At 60.6% G+C, this 19,776-nt stretch carries 17 protein-coding genes; 8 read left to right on the top strand and 9 right to left on the bottom strand.

The annotated features are described in order from the left end of the window. Positions 1 to 128: 128 nt before the first annotated feature. From cysP to ACQY1J_RS06575, 5 genes are all read right to left on the bottom strand, one after another. A complete protein-coding gene (gene cysP / locus ACQY1J_RS06595; RefSeq protein ID WP_430250996.1) occupies positions 129 to 1,112 on the bottom strand; it encodes a thiosulfate ABC transporter substrate-binding protein CysP in 984 nt (327 codons plus the stop codon). A gap of 556 nt (positions 1,113 to 1,668) precedes the next feature. After that, positions 1,669 to 2,754, bottom strand: coding sequence for an enoyl-CoA hydratase/isomerase family protein (locus tag ACQY1J_RS06590; RefSeq protein ID WP_430250995.1), 1,086 nt, complete (start codon positions 2,752 to 2,754; stop codon positions 1,669 to 1,671). A 178-nt stretch (positions 2,755 to 2,932) separates the two neighbouring features. Beyond that, entirely contained in the window at positions 2,933 to 6,112 is a 3,180-nt protein-coding gene (locus ACQY1J_RS06585; RefSeq protein ID WP_430250994.1) for an efflux RND transporter permease subunit, read from the bottom strand. 25 nt (positions 6,113 to 6,137) lie between these two features. After that, positions 6,138 to 7,307, bottom strand: coding sequence for an efflux RND transporter periplasmic adaptor subunit (locus ACQY1J_RS06580; RefSeq protein WP_062461426.1), 1,170 nt, complete (start codon positions 7,305 to 7,307; stop codon positions 6,138 to 6,140). A 49-nt stretch (positions 7,308 to 7,356) separates the two neighbouring features. Continuing rightward, positions 7,357 to 7,959 carry a TetR/AcrR family transcriptional regulator gene (locus tag ACQY1J_RS06575; RefSeq protein WP_062461428.1) on the bottom strand — a complete coding sequence of 201 codons (603 nt, stop codon included), beginning with the start codon at positions 7,957 to 7,959 and terminating at the stop codon, positions 7,357 to 7,359. Between the two features lie 185 nt (positions 7,960 to 8,144). Here ACQY1J_RS06575 and ACQY1J_RS06570 point away from each other — a divergent pair, with 185 nt between their 5' ends. Both ACQY1J_RS06570 and ACQY1J_RS06565 read left to right on the top strand, forming a co-directional pair. Next, entirely contained in the window at positions 8,145 to 10,085 is a 1,941-nt protein-coding gene (locus ACQY1J_RS06570) for a hybrid sensor histidine kinase/response regulator (protein ID WP_062461957.1), read from the top strand. A gap of 109 nt (positions 10,086 to 10,194) precedes the next feature. After that, positions 10,195 to 10,479, top strand: coding sequence for a BON domain-containing protein (locus tag ACQY1J_RS06565; protein ID WP_430250992.1), 285 nt, complete (start codon positions 10,195 to 10,197; stop codon positions 10,477 to 10,479). Positions 10,480 to 10,570: 91 nt separating this feature from the next. Here ACQY1J_RS06565 and ACQY1J_RS06560 read toward each other — a convergent pair whose 3' ends face one another. After that, entirely contained in the window at positions 10,571 to 12,913 is a 2,343-nt protein-coding gene (locus ACQY1J_RS06560; RefSeq protein ID WP_092659556.1) for a glucose/quinate/shikimate family membrane-bound PQQ-dependent dehydrogenase, read from the bottom strand. A gap of 221 nt (positions 12,914 to 13,134) precedes the next feature. Between ACQY1J_RS06560 and ACQY1J_RS06555 the strand changes: the two genes are divergently transcribed. After that, on the top strand, positions 13,135 to 13,863 hold the full coding sequence (locus ACQY1J_RS06555; protein ID WP_430250991.1) for a glutathione S-transferase: 729 nt from the start codon (positions 13,135 to 13,137) through the stop codon (positions 13,861 to 13,863). 160 nt (positions 13,864 to 14,023) lie between these two features. Here the strand turns inward: ACQY1J_RS06555 and ACQY1J_RS06550 are convergent, their stop codons facing one another. Further along, positions 14,024 to 14,488 (bottom strand): sigma-70 family RNA polymerase sigma factor, encoded by a 465-nt coding sequence (locus ACQY1J_RS06550; RefSeq protein WP_430251871.1) that lies wholly within the window; start codon positions 14,486 to 14,488, stop codon positions 14,024 to 14,026. Positions 14,489 to 14,734: 246 nt separating this feature from the next. On the opposite strand from ACQY1J_RS06550, the gene ACQY1J_RS06545 reads away from it, so the two are divergent. From ACQY1J_RS06545 to ACQY1J_RS06535, 3 genes are all read left to right on the top strand, one after another. Next, positions 14,735 to 14,956 carry a hypothetical protein gene (locus ACQY1J_RS06545; RefSeq protein ID WP_062581961.1) on the top strand — a complete coding sequence of 74 codons (222 nt, stop codon included), beginning with the start codon at positions 14,735 to 14,737 and terminating at the stop codon, positions 14,954 to 14,956. 193 nt (positions 14,957 to 15,149) lie between these two features. After that, positions 15,150 to 15,329, top strand: coding sequence for a hypothetical protein (locus tag ACQY1J_RS06540; RefSeq protein WP_062461446.1), 180 nt, complete (start codon positions 15,150 to 15,152; stop codon positions 15,327 to 15,329). Between the two features lie 166 nt (positions 15,330 to 15,495). Further along, positions 15,496 to 15,996 carry a ferritin-like domain-containing protein gene (locus tag ACQY1J_RS06535; RefSeq protein WP_062461448.1) on the top strand — a complete coding sequence of 167 codons (501 nt, stop codon included), beginning with the start codon at positions 15,496 to 15,498 and terminating at the stop codon, positions 15,994 to 15,996. A gap of 215 nt (positions 15,997 to 16,211) precedes the next feature. On the opposite strand, the gene ACQY1J_RS06530 is transcribed toward ACQY1J_RS06535, so the two are convergent. After that, positions 16,212 to 16,451: a hypothetical protein gene (locus tag ACQY1J_RS06530; protein ID WP_139283771.1), complete on the bottom strand. Its 240-nt coding sequence runs from the start codon at positions 16,449 to 16,451 to the stop codon at positions 16,212 to 16,214. Positions 16,452 to 16,616: 165 nt separating this feature from the next. On the opposite strand from ACQY1J_RS06530, the gene ACQY1J_RS06525 reads away from it, so the two are divergent. Together ACQY1J_RS06525 and glgA are read left to right on the top strand one after the other, a co-directional pair. Further along, positions 16,617 to 16,982 (top strand): DUF2934 domain-containing protein, encoded by a 366-nt coding sequence (locus ACQY1J_RS06525; RefSeq protein ID WP_062461451.1) that lies wholly within the window; start codon positions 16,617 to 16,619, stop codon positions 16,980 to 16,982. A gap of 379 nt (positions 16,983 to 17,361) precedes the next feature. Further along, positions 17,362 to 18,837: a glycogen synthase GlgA gene (gene glgA, locus ACQY1J_RS06520; protein ID WP_062461454.1), complete on the top strand. Its 1,476-nt coding sequence runs from the start codon at positions 17,362 to 17,364 to the stop codon at positions 18,835 to 18,837. An 89-nt stretch (positions 18,838 to 18,926) separates the two neighbouring features. On the opposite strand, the gene ACQY1J_RS06515 is transcribed toward glgA, so the two are convergent. After that, the gene (locus ACQY1J_RS06515; RefSeq protein ID WP_092659550.1) at positions 18,927 to 19,631 is read right to left on the bottom strand and encodes an SDR family oxidoreductase; all 705 of its coding nucleotides are present in this window, start codon (positions 19,629 to 19,631) and stop codon (positions 18,927 to 18,929) included. Positions 19,632 to 19,776 lie beyond the last annotated feature (145 nt).

The raw sequence follows: 19,776 nt of genomic DNA, 5'->3' as shown, positions 1-19,776 counted from the left end.
GCCGGGGTGAAGGGTTTTTCAGCCTAAGGACTTAGGCTGGCTGGATTCCTGTGACAAGCACAGGAATGAGGGAGCGAAGGTGGCAGTCATTGCGAGACAACTCACCTCAGCCAAGCAACAACAGCCACTCAACGGCTGCCGTAGAGCTTGTCGAGCGTGCCGCCGGAGGCGAAGTGTTCGGATTGGATCTTGGACCAGCCGCCGAATACGTCGTCGACCTTGACGAGGCGGATTTCGGGGAACTGGCTCTTGAACTCGGCCGCGACCTTTTCGTTATGGACGCGGTGGCCGAATTCGGCGGCGATCTTCTGGCCTTCCTCCGTGTAGAGGAATTCCAGATAGGTCTTTGCCAGCGCTTCCGTGCCATGCTTCTTTGCGACCTTGTCGACGACTGCGACCGGGAATTCCGCAAGCAGCGAGACCGACGGAATGACGTTTTCGACCTTGTCCTTGCCGAACTGCTTTTCGATGCCGCGGGTTTCGGCCTCAAAGGTGATCAGCACGTCGCCCTGGCCGCGTTCGACGAAGGTCGTCGTGGCGGCGCGGCCACCGGTATCAAACACCGGAACATTGTCGAAGATCTTGGTGATATAGGCTTCGATCTTCTCCTGGTCGTCCTTGAACTCTTCCTTCGCCCAGGCTGTTGCCGCGAGATAGGTGTAGCGGGCGTTGCCGGATGTTTTCGGATTCGGGAAGATCGCGTGGACGTCGTCACGGGCGAGATCACCCCAGTCCTTGATATTTTTTGGATTGCCGGCGCGCACCAGGAAGGCCGGGAAGGAATAGAAGGGCGAGGCGTTGTTCGGGAACGCCTTGTTCCAGTCTGCTGCAACAAAACCCTGCTTTGCCAGGAAATCGACGTCGGTCGACTGGTTGAAGGTGACGACGTCAGCCTCGAGCCCCTCGACGATCGAGCGTGCCTGCTTGGACGTACCCGCATGCGACTGATCGATCGTGACGCCCGGATGCGCCTTCACGAAGGCCTCGTTCTCGGCCACGAACAGCTCGCGGGCGACGTCATAGGAAGCGTTGAGCAGTTTCTGCTCCTGCGCAAACGCCGGCTGCACGAGGAGGGCGGCAAGTGCCGTGCCGAGGATAAGAAGGCGGTTCATCAGTGTCTCCGGAATGGGAAGTTGAGGCGACACTACCGGGAGTATCGGTAGACCGCGAGGAACCGCCCTCTCCTGCAGGTGATACACGGAGAAATTTCATCCATTTATCGCAGCATTCGGCGATGGTTTTGCCGGAAGGCGCCAAAGCGCAGTGGATCGCCCCGATCCGGGGGCAAAGAGGATACGGCTGTTTTGGGCCGTGAGGACGAAACGGGCAGCATGTTTTTGTTAAGCCCCTGAAAGACAAGCGAAGAAAAATTCGTCGTAGCCTTTTTCATCCTCACGCCTGAAAGCCACGCGATAATGGCGTCGTCATCGGATGGGAAACCGTTTTCGCGAACCGGTCCCCGACGGTTCAGCGCTTCTGAGGACGAAGCTCGGTTTCCGGTGATGGTCGAACGACATGCGGTCTCTCGGGAACTGACATCTCCCGAAAATATCGCAGGAAACTCGATCGGGGCAGGCAGATCATCATCTCCCTCATACCTACGATACCGCTGCCTGCCCCACTCCCGTTTCAACCATGCCGGTTTCGCCGGTGTGGACGGTTTTGCTGCTACAACCGATGATCGGCAAACAGGACCGGGTGATCGGCTGCAAGATAAGGAGCAAGATCGGCTTCCGTCACCTCGGCAAGGCTTGCCGGTTGCCAGCGCGGATTGCGGTCCTTGTCGATCACGGCGGCCCGTACGCCCTCGTAGAAATCATGGTGTTTCAGCAGTTCGCAAGCGGCGGTAAATTCCCGCTCCAGGCATTCGACGAGGCTTGAACTGTCACGGCCGAGCCGCAGCAGTTTCAGCGTCAGCTTGAGGCTGGTCGGCGAGCGTTTCGACAGAGTCTCGAGGGTTCGGGCGGCGAATTCTCCCGTCTCGCGGCTGAGCGCCGCGAGGATCTCCTCGACCGTATCATGCGCAAAGGTTCGGTCGATTACGTCACGGTTCTGCGCAAGCCTGCTACCTTCGCCAGACACGGCAAAAGCATCGATCACGGCCTGCACTGCCTCAGCCTCTGAGTCTCCAGCAAGCTGCCCGAGTGCGTCGACGAGATCACCCAGCCTCTCTGACGGGACAAGAAAATCTGCCAACCCGGCATGAATCGCATCGGCACCGTCAACCACGTCACCGGTCAGGCCCATCCAGGTTCCCGCCTCGCCGGGCGCCCGGGGCAAAAGCCACGTCGCGCCCACATCCGGCACATAGCCGATCCCGGTTTCAGGCATGGCGAGTTTCGTGCGCTCGGTAACGATGCGGTGGCTCCCATGCGCCGAAATGCCGACACCGCCGCCCATCACAATCCCGTCCATCAGCGCCACATAGGGCTTCTCATAGCGCGAGATGCGATAATTAAACGGCATCTCCTCCCGCCAGAACCGCGTCACCTCGGGGTCGGACGCCCGCCCTGCCTGATGAATGGCCCGGATATCACCCCCCGCACACAGACCACGCTCTCCCTCGCCCTTGATGATCACGCAGGAAATATCGGTATCGGCAGCACAGCGATCGAGTATGTCGTCCAGCGCCCGCACCATGGAAAGGTTGAGACTGTTCAGCGCCCTCGGCCGGTTGAGCGAGATCACCGCGGCAGACCCGCGGCGACTGAACAGCACCTCGGCTTCAGTTCCAGGTTGCACTGGATTGGCCATTGTGTCCTCCATCCTCTACCCCACCGACCCTCATTCCTGTGCTTGTCACAGGAATCCAGCCGACACGCGTCTGCGTGGCGAAAGAGGGTTTGCAGCCCCAAGGACTTGGGGCAGCTGGATCCCTGTGACAAGCACAGGGATGAGGGAGATTATGGCGCTGTCCCACCGGGAAAGCCCCTCACTCCGCCGCCATCGGCATATCATGCTTGTCCTCGAACAGCTCGCCCTGGTTGGCGGGCGTCTCGGACTTGTCGTCTTTCTTCGCCTTCGGCTCGCGGCCGAAGAAGAGGGAGTAGCCGGCAGGCAGCACGATGATGGTGAGGACGGTAGCGACGAGGATGCCGCCCATCATGGCATAGGCGAGCGGTCCCCAGAACAGGCCGCGCGAGATCGGGATCAGTGCCAGCACCGCCGTGAGCGCGGTCAGCATGATCGGCCGGAAACGCCTGACGGCGGCGCCTACGATCGCTTCCTGGCGATGCATACCCGCCGCGATATCCTGGTCGATCTGGTCGATCAGGATGATCGAGTTACGGATGATGATGCCGAGCAGCGCGATGACACCGAGGATGGCGACGAAGCCGAACGGTGCACCGGTGATCAGAAGCGCCATCGCAGCACCGATGATGCCGAGCGGACCGGTCGACAGAACCAGCATCGCCTTGCCGAAATGCTTGAGCTGCATCATCAGGAGCAGCATGATGACAAGCAGCATGATCGGGGCCTTTGCCGCGATCGAGGCCTGGCTTTCGGCCGCATCTTCGGCGCCGCCCTGGATGTCCACGGAATAGCCGGCCGGCAGGGCCGCGCGCAGGTCGGCCATCGAGTTATAGAGGTTTACCGAGGCCTGCGTCGGCTCGACGCCGTCAGGCAGGGTTGCCTTGACGGTAATCGTCGGCAGACGGTCGCGACGCCACTCGATACCCTGTTCGAGGACAGGCTCGACACGGGCCACCTGCGAAGCTGGCACAAAAGTGCCGAGATCGGTCGGAATATAGACCGACTGGACGGCGGCCAGCAGGTTGCGGGTGGCATCCGGCTCGCGCACCACGATCGAAACGGTCTCCTCGCCATCGCGGAAATCGCTGATCGGAGCGCCCGACGTTGCCGCCTGCAGCATCTGCCGAACCCGCTGCGACGAGACGCCGAGCGCACGGGCGCGGTCCTGGTCGATGACGAGCTTCATACCCGCGACCGGCTCCATCCAGTCGTCGTGAATGGCGCCGAAATCTGGTTGGCTTTCGTACCGCGCCTTGACCTGGTCGGCGATGCGGCGGACTTCCGCCTTGTCCGGGCCAACGACGCGCATCTGCACGGCCCAGCCCGTGGGCGGGCCGAGGAAGAGACGGTCGACCTTGCCGCGGACCGTCGGGAATTCTTCGGCAAGGATCTTTCGCAGCTTGACGATCATCCGCTCGCGTTCTTCGAGACCGTTCGACATGATCAGGAGCTGGGCGTAGTTCGGGTTGCGCAACTGCTGGTCGAGCGGCAGGAAGAACCGGGGCGCACCCTCGCCGATATAGGTGGCGACAAAGCTCTTGTCGGGGTCGTCGAGGATCCGGTCTTCGAGCGCCTTGGCCTGACGTTCCACTTCCTTGATCGCGGTGCCCTCCGGCAGCCACATGTCGACCAGAATTTCTGGTCGCGACGACTGCGGGAAGAAGCTCTGCGGAATGAACTGAAACGACCAGAGGCTGGCTGCAAACGCGCCGAGCGTGGCGATGAGCACGATCGCCTTGTGGCGCACGGACCAGCCAACCGCATGGCGCACGCCGCGATACATGCGGGTATCATAGGCATCGTGATGATCGCCGCTGCCCGCATGGCTCCGCTGCTTGAGGATCATGTAGCCGAGCCACGGGGTGAAATAGACGGCCACGAACCAGGATACGACGAGCGCGATGCCGACGACGTAGAACAGCGACCGTACGTATTCGCCGGCGGTCGAATCCGCGAAGCCGACGGGGATAAAGCCGGCGGTGGTGATCAGCGTCCCGGTCAGCATCGGGAAGGCGGTGGAGGAATAGGCAAAGCTTGCCGCATCGAGCCGCTCGAACCCCTCCTCCAGCTTTCTTTCCATCAACTCGACGACGATCATCGCATCGTCGACGAGCAGTCCAAGCGCGATGATCAGCGCGCCGAGCGAGATACGCTGCAGCTCGATGCCGAGATAGAACATGATGGCAAGCGTTGCCGACAGAACCAGCGGAATGGCGATCGCAATCACGATGCCCGAGCGCCAGCCGATCGAGATCAGCGACACGACCAGCACGATGACCAGCGCTTCGAGAAGCGCCTGCGTGAACTCGCCGACGGCTTCAGTGACGACCTCAGGCTGGTTGGAGATCTGCTCTACCTGGACGCCGACCGGCAGCGTCTCCTCGAAGCGCTTGTAGGTTTCCTCCACCGCATGACCGACGTCGGTCACTTTGTAGCCGTTCGCCATCACCACGCCGAGCTGCACGCTGTCATGGCCGTTGAAGCGGAACTTGCGCTGATACGGGTCCTCGAGACCTTCCTTCACCGTGGCGATATCGCCGAGACGGAAGACCTGGTCGCCGGCGCGCAGCCGCAGCGCCTTGATATCATCTGGCGTGGTCACGCCACCCTCGACCGAGATCCGCACGGAGCGATCGGCGGTTTCCACCGAGCCGGACGCATCGACATCGTTCTGGCCGGCCAGCGCGGTGCTGATGTCATTGACGGTGAGGCCGCGCTCGGCAAGCGCCTGCGACGACACGTCGATGAAGATCTTCTGCGGCTGGTCGCCGAGGATCGTTGCCTTTTCGACGCCCGGCGTGGCCAGCAGCATGTCGCGGGCCTGGATGGCGTATTGCTTCAGCTCCGGATAGCTGTAGCCCTGGCCGATAATGGCGTTGAGGGTGATATAGGTATCGCCGAACTCGTCGTTGAAATAGGGCCCGTAGATACCGGACGGGAGATCCTGGCGAATGTCGCCGATCTTCTTGCGCACCTGGTAGAAGGCATCTGCAACGTCCTGCGCATTCGTGTCGCCCTTCACCTGGATCGTGGTGATCGAGATGCCGGCGCGGGTGTAGGATTTGACCCAGTCGAGATGCGGGGTTTCCTGCAGCTTGCGCTCGATCTTGTTGACCACCTGGTTCTGCATGTCCTCGATCGAGGCACCCGGCCACTGGGCCTGCACGACCATGACGCGGAAGGTAAAGTCCGGATCTTCCTTCTGGCCCATGTTCATGATGCCAAGCGCACCCATGACGATGATGAGACCGAACAGAAAACGCGCGATGCTGGGATGGCCGATGGCCCATCGGGACAGGTTGAAACTGCCCTTTTCCTTCTGCTTTTCCAGCGGATTGGCCTGATGATCGGAACTCATGATCTTGATCCTCTAACCGGAAATATCAGGGCTGGACGGAAGCGGTGGACTGGCTCGACACCGAGCCGAAGCGTGTCGCGACCGTTTCCGGCAGCTTCACCTTCATATCGTCCTTCATGAACTGGGTGCCGGCCGAGACGATGAGATCGCCTTCGGCAAGGCCTTCCGAGATGCGCACGCCGTCATCGGAAAAATCCGCCACCTTGACCGGACGCGACGCGACAATTCCCTTGCCGCGATCGACCACCCAGACGATCGGCTGGTCACCCTTCTTGGAAAGCGCTGCAAGCGGAATGGCAAAGGCCTTGACCGCGTTGCCGGCGACAGCCTCGATCGATGCGGTCATGCCGAGCAGGATCTTCGGGTCGGCGGGAAGGCTCACCCGCACCGCGAACGTGCGCGACTGGGCATCGGCGCTCTGCGCGACTTCACGCACCTTGCCGTCGATCACGAGATCGGCAGACGACCAGATCCGCGCCTTGACCCCGTCGCCCGGCTTGAAATGCGAGACATCCATTTCCGGAACCGCGATCTGGACTTCCTTCTCGCCATCCACAGCGACCGTGACGACGGAAGTGCCGGTGCTCACCACCTGGCCACGATCGGCGCTGACGGCCGTGACGATACCGTCGCGGTCGGATTTGAGTTCGGAATAGGCAACCTGATTGCGGGCCTTTTCGAGCGCAGACTGCGCTGAATCCCGCTGTGCCAGGGCCTGCTCGCTGCTGAGCTGTGCCTGTTCCAGCTGCGATTTCGACGTGACGTCCTTGGCCGCAAGCGTTTCCGCGCGGCGCAGCGCCAGACCGGAGATCTCGACCTGCTTGGTGGCCGATGCGAGATCGGCTTCGGCGCTGCCGAGATCAAGCTTGTAATCGGTGGAATCGATCCGGGCGAGCACTTCGCCCGGCGTGACACGGTCGCCTACATCCACAAGCCGCTCGGTGATCTTGCCCGCGACCCTGAAGCCGAGATTCATTTCGGTGCGGGCACGCACGGAACCGGAATAGACGAGCTTGCGGCCCTCATCCGGCGCACCGATCTGCGTCACCTTGACCGGCCGCACGATCTCCGGCGCCTCGGCCTTTTTCTCTTCGGAACATGCCGCGAGCGAAAGAAGCGCCGCAGCGACTGCAACGCCTTTCAAGGCGGAAGAAAAATGACGGGCTGCGACGAAAGACTTTCCTCGGAAAGACATGATCCCACTCCATAAGGCGGGTTACGGTGAGCGCGACAAGCGCAGGTTCTTATTTCAGCGCCCTGAGGGCGAAGTCGACGACATCGGCCGGCGCGGCGCGCCGGGTTTCAAACAGACATTCGGCAATGATCTGCGGGTGACACAGCGTAACCGTGCAATCACAGAGGCATTCTGCGGCAAGCTCAGCGTCCTGTGCGCGGAACTCTCCCATTGCAATCCCCTCCTCGACGAGGCCTGCGACGATCGCTCGAAGCTGCATGATATGGTCTTCGATCACCGACCACTGTTCCTCGATCGCTACGACAACCATCTCGTGGACCTTGTTTTCGTGCAGCAGCGTCTCGACCGTGATGCGGTGCTGCTGCAGAAAATGGTCACGCAGTCGCTCGGTGGCACTGACAGCGCGCTTTGCATTCTCCCAGGCAACGGCTCGGCTCGCCTCGAGCATCCGGTTGGCAAGCGCCTTGTGGATCTCGGATTTCGACCCGAAGAACCGGTAGATATTGGCCGGCGACATGCCGAGATCCTTGGCGATGTCGGCCACTGTCGTCTTGGCGTAACCGTAATGCTTGAACAGTCGCTCGGCCGCTTCGAGGATGCGGACCACGTTTTCCTGGCGTGTATCCTCGGGAGTGCTGACGGGAACGTCCATAACGGAATGGCTTTCAATTAACGACTGACGAATTTCATTTTTCGTCACTATTCATCTTTAACCTCATTGTGTCAAGGCACTCGTATTTTTCTGCAATGCAAGGCATGGTGGACCCACTGGCGCCTCGAGACGTAAGCTCGGGGTACATCGCATATTGAGTTTGGGCGGTGGGAAAGTTGAAGACCGTGCAGGAAGGCCATCAGGTATCCCCGTTTAACGAGGAGCGGTATCGGCTTCTGATTGATTCCATCACGGATTACGCGATCTACATGCTGGATCCGAAAGGCCACATCGCCAGCTGGAATCCGGGCGCCCGGCGCTTCAAGGGGTTCGAGGAATCCGAAATCCTCGGCCAGCATTTCTCCAGATTCTATACGGAAGAAGATCGGCTTGACCATCTGCCGGAACGCGCACTGAGGATTGCCGCGGCGGAAGGCCGGTTCGAGAACGAAGGCTGGAGGGTTCGCAAGGACGGCAGCCGTTTCTGGGCGCATGTCATCATCGATCCTATCCGCGACGGCGATGGCCAGCTCCTCGGCTTTGCCAAGGTCACCCGCGATCTCACCGAGCGCAGGAATGCCGAAGCAGACCTGAAACGCAGCGAGCGGCAGTTCGAGGTCCTGGTGCAAGGGGTCAGCGACTACGCGCTCTACATGCTCGATGGCAAAGGCAATGTCAGCAACTGGAACCACGGTGCCGAACGCATCAAGGGCTACCGCGCCGAGGAGATCGTCGGCGAGCATTTTTCGACCTTCTACACGGTGGACGACCGCGCCGCCGGCGAACCGACAAAAAATCTTGCAACGGCCCTGCGGGACGGCCGCTTCGAGGGCGAGGGTTGGCGCCACCGCAAGGACGGCACCCGTTTCTGGGCGCATGTGATCATTGACGCGATCCGCGACGAGACTGGAGAGCTTAAAGGGTTCGCCAAGATCACCCGCGACATCACGGAAAAGGTCGAGGCGCAGAAGGCGCTGACCGTCGCCCGTGAGGATCTGTTCCAGGCGCAGAAACTGGAAGCGATCGGCCAACTGACTGGCGGCATCGCCCATGACTTCAACAACCTGCTGATGGCGGTGCTGGGAAGCCTCGAAATCCTCAAGAAGAGATTGCCGGACGACCCGTCGCTAATGCCGCTTCTGCAAAACGCCATTCAGGGCGCCGAGCGCGGTGCAGCGCTGACGCAGCGCATGCTGGCCTTTTCGAGGCGGCAGGAACTCCACATGGCCCCGATCGGTGTCGCCGGTCTGATCGATGGCATGATGAATTTCTTCGAGCGTTCGCTGAGATCGGACCTCACAATCAGAACCGACATTCCCGACAGCCTGCCCCCGGTTCTAAGTGACGCGGTGCAGCTCGAGAGCGCGCTTCTGAACCTCGTCGTCAATGCCCGTGACGCGATGACAACAGGCGGAACCGTGACGATCACCGCCATTGATGTGCACTTCGCGCAAGGCGACGACAAGCTCCAGCCGGGTCACTACGTCAAGATCAGCGTTTCCGATACGGGCGAAGGCATGGATCCGGAAACGCTTGCCCGCGCTACCACACCGTTCTTCACCACCAAGGGCGTCGGCAAGGGAACGGGTCTCGGCCTGCCCATGGTGCAGGGCCTGACCGAGCAGTCGGGCGGCCGGCTTTCGATCGACAGCGAAGAGGGCAAGGGAACCACGGTTTCCCTGTTTCTGCCCGTTGCCCGTCTTGAAGACTGCCCGGAGGAGAAGAAGCCCGCCTCGGATCTCTCTGCGGCGCGACCGAAGGAGAGGCTGACGGTGCTGGCCGTCGACGACGACGCGCTGGTGCTGATGAACACATCCCTGATGCTGGAGGATCTCGGCCACACGGTGATCGAAGCTTATAACGGCCGCGAAGCGCTGGCTGCGCTAGCCCGCACGGATACGATCGATCTCGTCGTCACGGACCATTCCATGCCGGGAATGACCGGCAGCGAACTCGCGTCGGAGATCAACCGCCAGTGGCCGGGCCTGCCGGTGGTGCTGGCCACCGGCTATGCCGAACTGCCGCCCGGCGAGGACGACCGCCTGCAACTGCCGCGATTGCCGAAGCCGTTCTCCCAGAACCAGCTGGCGGACGTGATCGCCACCATGCTCGGAAGCGCGAGCTGAACCAACGGCTGTGCGCTGCGTTGTATCTCCTGATGATCCGCAGGTGCCGCGCGAGGGTCGTTTCGCCCTCATCTCCTGCTGGACGCGACGACATCAGGGAGAACGTCACATGGTATTCAAACATCCGCAATTTAACGAAACCGCGCCGGAGATCGAAGTCGAGTTCCCGGCTTACGCCCAGCTGGAAGGCAAGGTCGCCGACGCGCTTGCCTCGGCGGGCGGCATTGATGCAAGCGAAGTGACCGTCACCGTCACCGGAAGCTCCATTGCTCTCGCAGGCCGGGTCGCCGACGCCCGCGAGATCGCCCGCGCCGAGGAAGTGGTCCGCAGCGTTGAAGGCGTGACCGAGGTGCGCAACAGCATCACCGCCGAAGCCGGCAGCCATCTCACCTGAGGGTTCGAAAGCCTTCAATGCAAAAAGCCCGGAAGCAGACGCTTCCGGGCTTTTTTGTTGGCTAAGAGCAGGCCGCCTGATCGACTGCCGCTTAACGCGGCAGCGCGTAGGCGATGACGTAGTCGCCGGGTGTGGTGCCGACCGAGCCGTGGCCGCCTGCGACCATGACGACAAACTGGCGTCCGTCCTCGACCGCGTAGGTCATCGGCGTCGCCTGACCGCCCGCCGGAAGCCGGGCTTCCCACAGCGTCTTGCCATTCTTCAGGTCATAGGCACGCAGATAGTTGTCGACAGCGGCACCGAGGAAGGCAACGCCGCCCTTGGTGATCATCGGGCCGCCGATGCCGGGAACGCCGACCTTGAATGGCAGCGGCAGCGGGGTCATGTCGTGGACAGTACCGTTGCGATGCTTGTAGGCGGTCTTGCCGGTGCGAAGATCAACGCCGGCGACATAACCCCATGGCGGTGCCTGGCAGGGAATGTTCAACGGACCGAGGAACGGACCCATCAACACGCCGTAAGGTGCGCCATCATTGCGGTTGAGGCCCTGTTCCGAACCCTTCTCGTCCTGACCCTTGGCCGGAATATCCGCACGCGGAACCAGCTTGGAGGTAAAGGCGAGATAGGTCGGCATGCCGAACATCACCTGGCGTTCGGGATCGACTGCGACGGAGCCCCAGTTGAACGTGCCGAAATTGCCGGGATAGATGATCGAACCGTTGAGCGACGGCGGGGTATAGCGACCCTCGTAGTTATACTGGTGGTACCAGATGCGGCACACCATCTGGTCGAGCATCGAAACGCCCCACATGTCGCTTTCCTTCAGCGGCTCCGGCTTGAAGGAGACGGCCGAGGTGGGCTGGGTCGGTGCGGAAAAGTCCTCCGGAATGGCACCCTTCGGAGCAGGCTCTTCGGTGATCGGGAAGATCGGCTCGCCGGTGCGACGGTCGAGAACGTAGATGTCGCCCTGCTTGGTGGGGCCGACCAGCGCCGGCACCACGGAATTATCCGGGCGCGACAGGTCGATCAGCACCGGCTGGGCCGGCACGTCCATGTCCCAGAGATCGTGATGCACCGTCTGGCGAACCCAACGGTCGGCACCGGTATTGATGTCGAGCGCAACGATCGAGGACGAGTATTTCTCGACGCTTTCCGAACGGTTCATGCCGAGCTGGTCGGGCACCTGGTTGCCGAGCGGAATGTAGACGAGGCCGAGTTCCTCATCGACCGAGAACACCGACCAGCTGTTGGGCGAATTGGTCGTGTAGGTCTGGCCCTCGGCAATCGGCTGGGTCTGGCTCGGATTGCCCGAATCCCAGTTCCAGATCAGTGCGCCGGTGTTGACGTCGAAGGCGCGGATGACGCCGGACTGTTCCTGCGTCGAGTAGTTGTCGTTGACGGCGCCGCCGATGATGATCTTGTTGCCGACGATCGCAGGCGGCGATGTGGAATAGTAGTAGCCGGCCGGATTGTGCTGCATGCCGGTTTCCAGACGCAGCGTGCCGTTCTGCGCAAAGGCCGGGCAGACCTGACCGTTGGCCGCATCAAGCGCGATCAGACGGGCATCGGATGTCGGGAGATAGACGCGCTCGGCGCATGCCGAACCCGCGGCTGCCGCCTGGTCCTTGTAATAGCTGACGCCGCGGCAGGTCTGGTGCTGGCGATCCGGGTTCATGCCGGAATTCGGGTCGTAGCGCCATTTCTCCTTGCCGGTCGTCGCATCGAGCGCGATGGCGAGATTGTGCGGCGTGCAGAGATAAAGCGAGCTGCCGACCTTGAGCGGCGTGACCTGATAGGTCGTCTCGCCCACGTCGTCCGGTCGCTTCACGTCACCGGTCTGGTAGCGCCAGACTTCCGTGAGGTTGGCAACGTTGTCCACATTGACCTGGTCGAGCGGCGAATAGCGCTGGCCATAGGGGGTGCGGCCATACTGGTGCCATTCGCCATCCGGCACATCACCGCCGAGCTTCGGGGCGGCTGCGACCGACTGGTCCGGCAGCTCGCCGCTCTGGTCGTAGGGATCGAAGAACATCGAGGCGACGGCGACGACCACGGCAATGACCGAGGCGATGGCCAGCGGTACGGCACTGGCGCTGTATTGCATGCCGGATGGGCTGAGAAAGCCGAGCGGCTTGCGGATCCACGGGGTCAGCAGCCAGAAGCCGAGGACGATGATGAGACCGCCGCGCGGGCCGAGCTGCCACCAGTCGAAACCGACTTCCCAAAGCGCCCAGACGAGCGAAACGATGACAATACCGGCATAGACATGCAGTGCCGCGCGTTTCTTAAGGAAAAGCAGAATGGCGGTCAGCACGAAGGCAAGGCCGCAGATGAGATAATAAACGCTACCCCCCAGCATGACGAGCTGTCCGCCGCCGATGGCGAGAGCGAGCCCGAGCAGGGTGAAGATGATGGCGGTGATCTTGAGAGCCATGGTGGTTTCCGTTCCGAACTGAAGACGGGCATTATAGGTGGCAAGCCGGACATTCAGCCGGTGTCGCGTGGTAATCTAGCGCTCTCCGGAGATGTTCAAGATACGATACGGAATGCCAGCCGTGCAGAAGTGCGAGAACAAACGGGCGCTATGCTCGTTCGGAAAGAGAACGCCGCAGCGATCGACGGTGACCCACTCAAACAGGGATTGCAAGCACAGCCATGGCATATGAACTCTACTACTGGGACGGCCTGCAGGGTCGCGGCGAATTCGTCAGACTGGCGCTGGAAGACGCCGGTGCGGACTATCTCGACGTGGCGAGAACCACGGACGGGTCCGAAAAGATGATGAATTACCTGAAGGGCAACCAAGCCTATCCCGACCTGCCTTTCGCTCCGCCGTTTCTGAAAGATGGCGAGATCGTCGTCTCGCATGTCGCCAACATCCTGCACTATCTCGGCCCGAAGCTCGGGCTTGCTCCCGATGACGAACGGTTGCGTGTGTTTGCGCAGGGTCTGCAGCTGACGATCACCGACTTCGTGGCCGAGGTTCACGACACCCACCATCCGATCAGCACCGGGGAATATTACGAGGATCAGAAGCCGGAAGCCAAGGCGCGCACAAAGGGGTTTTTTGCGCAGCGGGTGCCAAAGTTTCTCGGTTATTTCGACGGCGTGATCGGATCAAACCCGACCGGCGAAGGCTGGGCTGTCGGCGGCGCGATCACCTATGTGGACCTGTCGCTCTTCCAGATCGCCGAAGGGTTGACCTACGCTTTCCCGCGGGCAATGGCATCGCTGGACAGCCGGTATCCGAATGTGGCCAGACTTCGCGACGCCGTCGGGAAAAGGCCGAGGATCGCCGCCTATCTCAAATCGGAGCGACGCATCGCTTTCAACGAGAGCGGTATCTTTCGCCACTATCCCGAACTCGACGAGGATCCGGCATAGGCGCTTTGGCGCCTTGACGTTTATGGCTAGATAAATGCGAAGACAGGAGCGACCGTGGCTATCATGATCGCGGTCGCGATCAGTACGAACTTCATGTCCTTGCGCTCCTGGGCATTGATGGCAACCTCTTCGGGCAGCCGAGTTTGAATTACGAGCGGGGTTATCTTGCTTCCTCCCCCAGTTCCTGAAGGATCTGGTGCCGTGCGCGATTGAGACGACTCTTGACCGTTCCAACAGCGCAGCCGCAGATTTCGGCCGTTGCCTCGTAGCTCTCGCCGAGGATTGCAACCAGCGTCAGTACCTCGCGGTAATGGGGAGGCAGCTTTACGAGAGCGTCGCGAACTTCCTTCGCCCTGATTGCCATTTCCTGCGAAGCAGCTATCGGCGTATCGCCCGACACGTTTTCTTCGAGCCCTGGAGCCTCGCGGCCTAAAATCTTGGATCGGGTATAGAACGTGTTGCGCATGATGGTGAAGAGCCAGGACTTCAGCCGCGTGCCGCGCTCGAACTTGTCGAGGTTGGCCAGCGCCTTCATCAGCGTTTCCTGCACGAGATCGTCGGCATCCGTCGTATTGCGGCAGAACGTACGCGCGAAGGCACGAAGCGCCGGTATAAGCTTCACGATATCTGCCCGCGCAGGATCGCCATTCAACTGTGATTCAGACACCGTTGCCTACCTCTCCCAAGTCTCGACGGCCGGATTGACTTCTGCAAACGCGTGCCCCTTCATTTTGGTTCCGCCCTCTCAACCCCACCCGGAGATTGCCGGCAGATCACCTTGAAAATATGGGGCTCTTGCCGGCCTGCCGGAACAAACTGAAGCAGCAAGCCGTTTTTTCCGCATCATCGGCAACACCAAGGAGGGAATGTCATGAGCTTTACCGACAAAACCAACGACAACGACCAGAACAGCGCACAGAGCGACGAGTGGAAGGCCAAGAAGGCTGAGCAGTCGGCGCGCGAAAAGGGCAGCGACGCTGACCTCGAACAGCAGCTCGACGAGGGCCTGGAAGATACGTTTCCGGCGAGCGATCCGGTCGCCGCAACAATAACGTCCATTCCGGCCGGCACCCCGGAGCCGCCGAAGAACTGATACCGACCCGGACCATTGGAACAAAGTGGGCGGCCTCCGAATAGGAGGTCGCCCTTTTTCATTCTTCGCTGTGACTTTTTCGGGATATCCGAAATTAATCTTATTGGTATAAGAGGTTTCTAAAGGGCTCGGGAATGCGGGCGAAAGCGTCCGGCAGAGGGTGTTTTCGGTGGCGGTGACGTCAGAGGTCGGAATGAAGAAGCAGAGCAAGCCGGTGGAAGAAAAAGACGCGAGTTTCGGACGCAGCGTCAACCGCAAGGTTTCCGTTCTGTTGGCGGAGATCGAGAAGGAAGACGTGCCCGATCGCCTGCTCGGTCTTGCCCTGCAGCTTCAGAAGGAATTGTCCGAAAAGCTCGACGGTAAAGGCAGCTGACCGCCTGACCTCGAGATGAGCGCCCGCCTTTGCATGCGCGAACATCTGATCTGCGGACCAACCGCAAGCTGTCGCCCCATCTCGACCTTTTTCACAAATATGTGAGGAACTTTCAGCTTCTGCTTTGGTTCATTGGGTGCGAATTCGACTCTCAAGGAGATCCACCATGGCTAAAGACAAAACCCTCGAAGACCTGTTCTACGAAACGCTGAAGGACATCTACTACGCCGAGCGCCAGATCGTGAAAGCGCTGCCGAAAATGGCCCGCGGTGCCCAGGATCCGAAGCTGAAGGCCGCTTTCGAGACCCATAAGGAAGAGACCGAAGGCCAGATCGAACGCCTGAAGCAGGTTTTCGAACTGATCGGCAAGCGCGCTCAGGGCAAGACCTGCGACGCGATCGAAGGCATCCTGTCCGAAGGCGAGGAAATCCTCGAAGAATTCAAGGGCACATCGGCTCTCGACGCCGGCCTTCTGGCCGCTGCACAGGCAGTCGAACACTATGAGATCAGCCGTTACGGCACGCTGCGCACATGGGCGACCGAACTCGGCCTGAAGGACGTGGCAAAGCTTCTCGACGAGACGCTTGCCGAAGAAAGCAAGACCGACGAAGCGCTGTCTGCACTGGCACAGTCCACCGTCAACGCCGCTGCCAAGAAGGCAGCCTGATCGCCACAGCGACAAACGCCCGGTCACCAGATCGGGCGTTTATTCGCGAACGTGACGCCAGAAAAACGAAAACGTCCGGCACATGCCGGACTTTTTTGGATTGAGTTGCGATCAGCGACATCGGCGCCCGGACTATCGCCAAAACAAAAACGCTCCGCAGTCCCACAGGATTGCGAAGACGTATGGATGACGTGGCAGCTAAAAAATGGTGTCAATCAGCTATGGTAAGCGGCTTTCGGAATGCCGGATTTCGGCAGCATTTCGATCGGAGCCATCTTTCCATCCACACCAAGCCTGCGGAAAACTCCGGCATGGAATCGTCCACGCCGCAGCAGTTGGACCTTCGCCGCCTCCACGGCAAGTTCCACTGTATGGAAGTACGAAGTTGAATGTACCCCATCAATTACATAGACCCAGCCCGTTGCGTCTGGAACAATATCGCAGTAGTTTTGCATTGCAGCGTCTCCTCCCGGCGGTCTCGAACGCGTAACTCCTCGAATAGTTCCGTCCGGTCGGTTGTTTGTGCCAACACGATTTGAATCAATCGAATTTCTGTCGTGAAATCCATGGAACTTATTCCCAACAAGGTCGTTTCGGCTTTTGGGTGAATGGAGACAAAGATGGCTGATTCCGAACAAGACTGGATCAAGCACCGCGCGTATGCGCTCTGGGAGGAAGAGGGGTATCCTTCAGGCAAAGATACGGAGCACTGGGAGCGCGCAAAACTGGAGTTTGCGACGTTGAAGCCGACTGCGTCGGCACCGGCCGCCCACGAACAGCCTGCAGCATCCGCGCCGAAACTGCCCACCGCAAATGCCAAGGATTCCACCGCCAAAGCAGCTAAGCCTGCCAAGTCAGCGGCGGCGGGGTCCGAAAAATCGAAAAAAGCGCTCGCCTCCGAGGCCTCAAGCGAAAAGAAGTCCGTGCCGGTTTCTCCGGCCCCGGTTCCCGCGGGCAAACAGCCTGCCAAGAAGCGGTCCCGATAGGCCGGGCTGGCCTTTGACGCCAGCCGGGTCACGCAGACAAGAGCGGACATGACGGGCCGCGGCAGTCTCTGCCGCGGGGTAATCATTACATCTGAAAGACGGCAATGGCTTTTGCGTATTCGTGTATTTCTCTGACTGGTTTTCCCATTTCGGCGGTCGCTGACACAGGTCTCCCCTCCGGCACTGATGTGAAATGGCATGGACAAGGGTGGGAGTTGGCATGATGGACGCGTACGGCCCCTTGGATGGCCCCATCGAAATAGCATCAGTTGATGACCCGGTTGCCAGTCAGAGTACTGACCGTTCGCACTCGTCGGACGCCGTTCCCGGGCGTAGCACGCAGCGGAGCCTTGGGGGACGCAGTGGGGAAAATTTCGCGATGAAAGTATTGTCGGTCACCTCGGAAATCTTCCCGCTGGTCAAGACCGGCGGATTGGCCGATGTGACAGGATCGCTGCCGAAGGCGCTTGCTGCCCTCGGGATCGATACCATAACGCTCATTCCGGGTTATCCGAAAGTGATGGCCCAGGTAAGCTCCGGCGTGACGCCGCTTGCTCTGTTCGACGACCTGCTCGGTACCCGCGCGTCGCTGCTGCATGTGAAAATCGAAGGCCTGAACCTGTTCGTGCTCGACGCGCCGGAACTCTATGACCGGCTTGGCGGACCTTATGTCGACGAGCATGGCAACGACCACCATGACAACTGGCGGCGCTTCGCAGCTCTGTCGAAGGCTGCGGCGGAAATCGCCGGTGGGCTTCTGCCGGGTTTCGTACCCGATGTCGTTCATACCCATGACTGGCAATCGGCGATGACGTCGGTCTACATGCGCGAAATGGGCTGCGCGATTCCGAGCGTTATCACCATCCACAACATCGCGTTCCAAGGCCAGTATTCCGCAGACATCCTTCCCGCGATCGGCCTTCCCAGCTCGCTGTTTTCAATCAACGGGATCGAATATTTCGGTGGCATCAGCTACCTGAAGGGCGGATTGCTGACGGCCGATGCCATCACCACGGTCAGCCCCACCTATGCCCGGGAGATCCTCACGCCGCGTTTCGGCATGGGCCTTGACGGTGTCCTGAACGAGCGCGTGACCGTGTTGCGCGGCATCGTCAACGGCACAGACCTCGACATCTGGGACCCGGCAACGGATCCGCATATTCCGCGCAATTACGATGTCTCCTCGCTAAAGCGCAAGCGCGACAACAAGACCGTATTGATGGAAAAGTTCGGGCTCGACCCTGAAGGCAACGGACCGATCTTTTCCGCCGTCAGCCGCCTCACCTGGCAGAAGGGTTTCGACATGTTCGCCGATACGGCGGACGAGGTCATCCACAATGGCGGTCGTATCATCGTGTTCGGCCAGGGCGACAAGGATATCGAACAGGCGCTGCTGGATACGGCTGCGCGCTATCCCGGCAAGATGGCCGTCCACATCGGCTACGACGAACCGACCGCGCATCTCATCCATGCCGGTTCGGACGCGATCGTGCAGCCATCGCGGTTCGAGCCGTGCGGCCTGACGCAACTCTACGCGCTTCGCTACGGCACCGTGCCCGTCGTCTCGCGCACCGGCGGGCTGTCGGAAACCATCATCGATGCGAATGATGCGGCGATGTCGGCACGGGTTGCGACCGGCTTCCAGTTCCACCCTGTGACGACCGACGGACTGCGTCTCGCGCTGCGCCGGGCCATGCACGCCTACCAGGAACCAAAAATGTGGGCCCGGCTGCAGAACCAGGCGATGAAGGCGAAATTCTCATGGGAGCGCAGCGCCCAGCAATACGCCACCGTCTACACCAACCTGGTGCGCAAGGCCGGCAACTCCTCCGCGGATCGACGAGCGAGCTACTGATCCGGCAGGTGCCGTGATCGGCACCTGCGTCGTTTGATTCCTTGACGAACACGGCGCACACAGCGTTCGGCTAACGAGAACCGCAGGTCTCAGACCGACCGCGTCAAACCACCGTCCACTTTCAGGTTCTGCCCGGTGATGTACCCGGCACCTTCGGATGCCAGGAATGCCACGGTTGCGGCGATTTCCTCGCTTGTGCCGTAGCGCTTCATCGGCACGCTGTCGCGCCGGTCATCGGTTGCCGGCAGGCTGTCGATCCATCCGGGCAAAACGTTGTTGATGCGCACATTGTCGGCCGCATAGGTATCTGCAAAGATTTTCGTATAAGCGGCGAGCCCGGCGCGAAACACGGCCGATGTCGGGAACATTGCAGAGGGCTCGAAGGCCCAAGCGGTCGAGATATTGACGATCGAGCCCGACTTCTGGGCCTGCATGATCGGCGCCACCAGCCGCACCGGACGGATGACGTTGAGCAGATAAACATCGAGGCCGGTATGCCACTGGTCGTCGGTGATTTCGACGATCTGCGCACGTGGTCCATGGCCGGCGCTGTTGACCAGCACGTCGATCCGTCCCCATGTCTCCATGACCGTATCGACCAGCCGCTTGAGATCATCGTTGGACTGGTTGGAGCCGGTGATGCCGAGCCCCCCGAGTTCCTGCGCCAAGGCCTCGCCCTTACCGGATGAGGACAGGATCGCCACCTTGAACCCATCGGCCGCGAGCTTCTTCGCAGACGCCGCTCCCATACCGCTTCCCCCCGCTGTGACGATCGCTACCTTTTCTGCCGACATACTGTGCTTCCCTTCCCTGCATCGTGGTGTGTACAGAGACATAGCATGAGGAAAAGCTGTCATCGAATGAGTTCGGCTGAAGGCTGGTGAGTTCTGCCTTTGGGGCATACCACCCAAACGAAAAACCCCACCGGATACCGGCGGG

This window comes from Neorhizobium sp. DAR64860/K0K1, assembly GCF_050500205.1.
In the GTDB taxonomy this organism is placed as follows: Bacteria; Pseudomonadota; Alphaproteobacteria; order Rhizobiales; family Rhizobiaceae; genus Neorhizobium; species Neorhizobium soli.
Note: the sequence above shows the minus strand (reverse complement) of the source record. Positions and strands in the feature narration are given on the sequence as shown.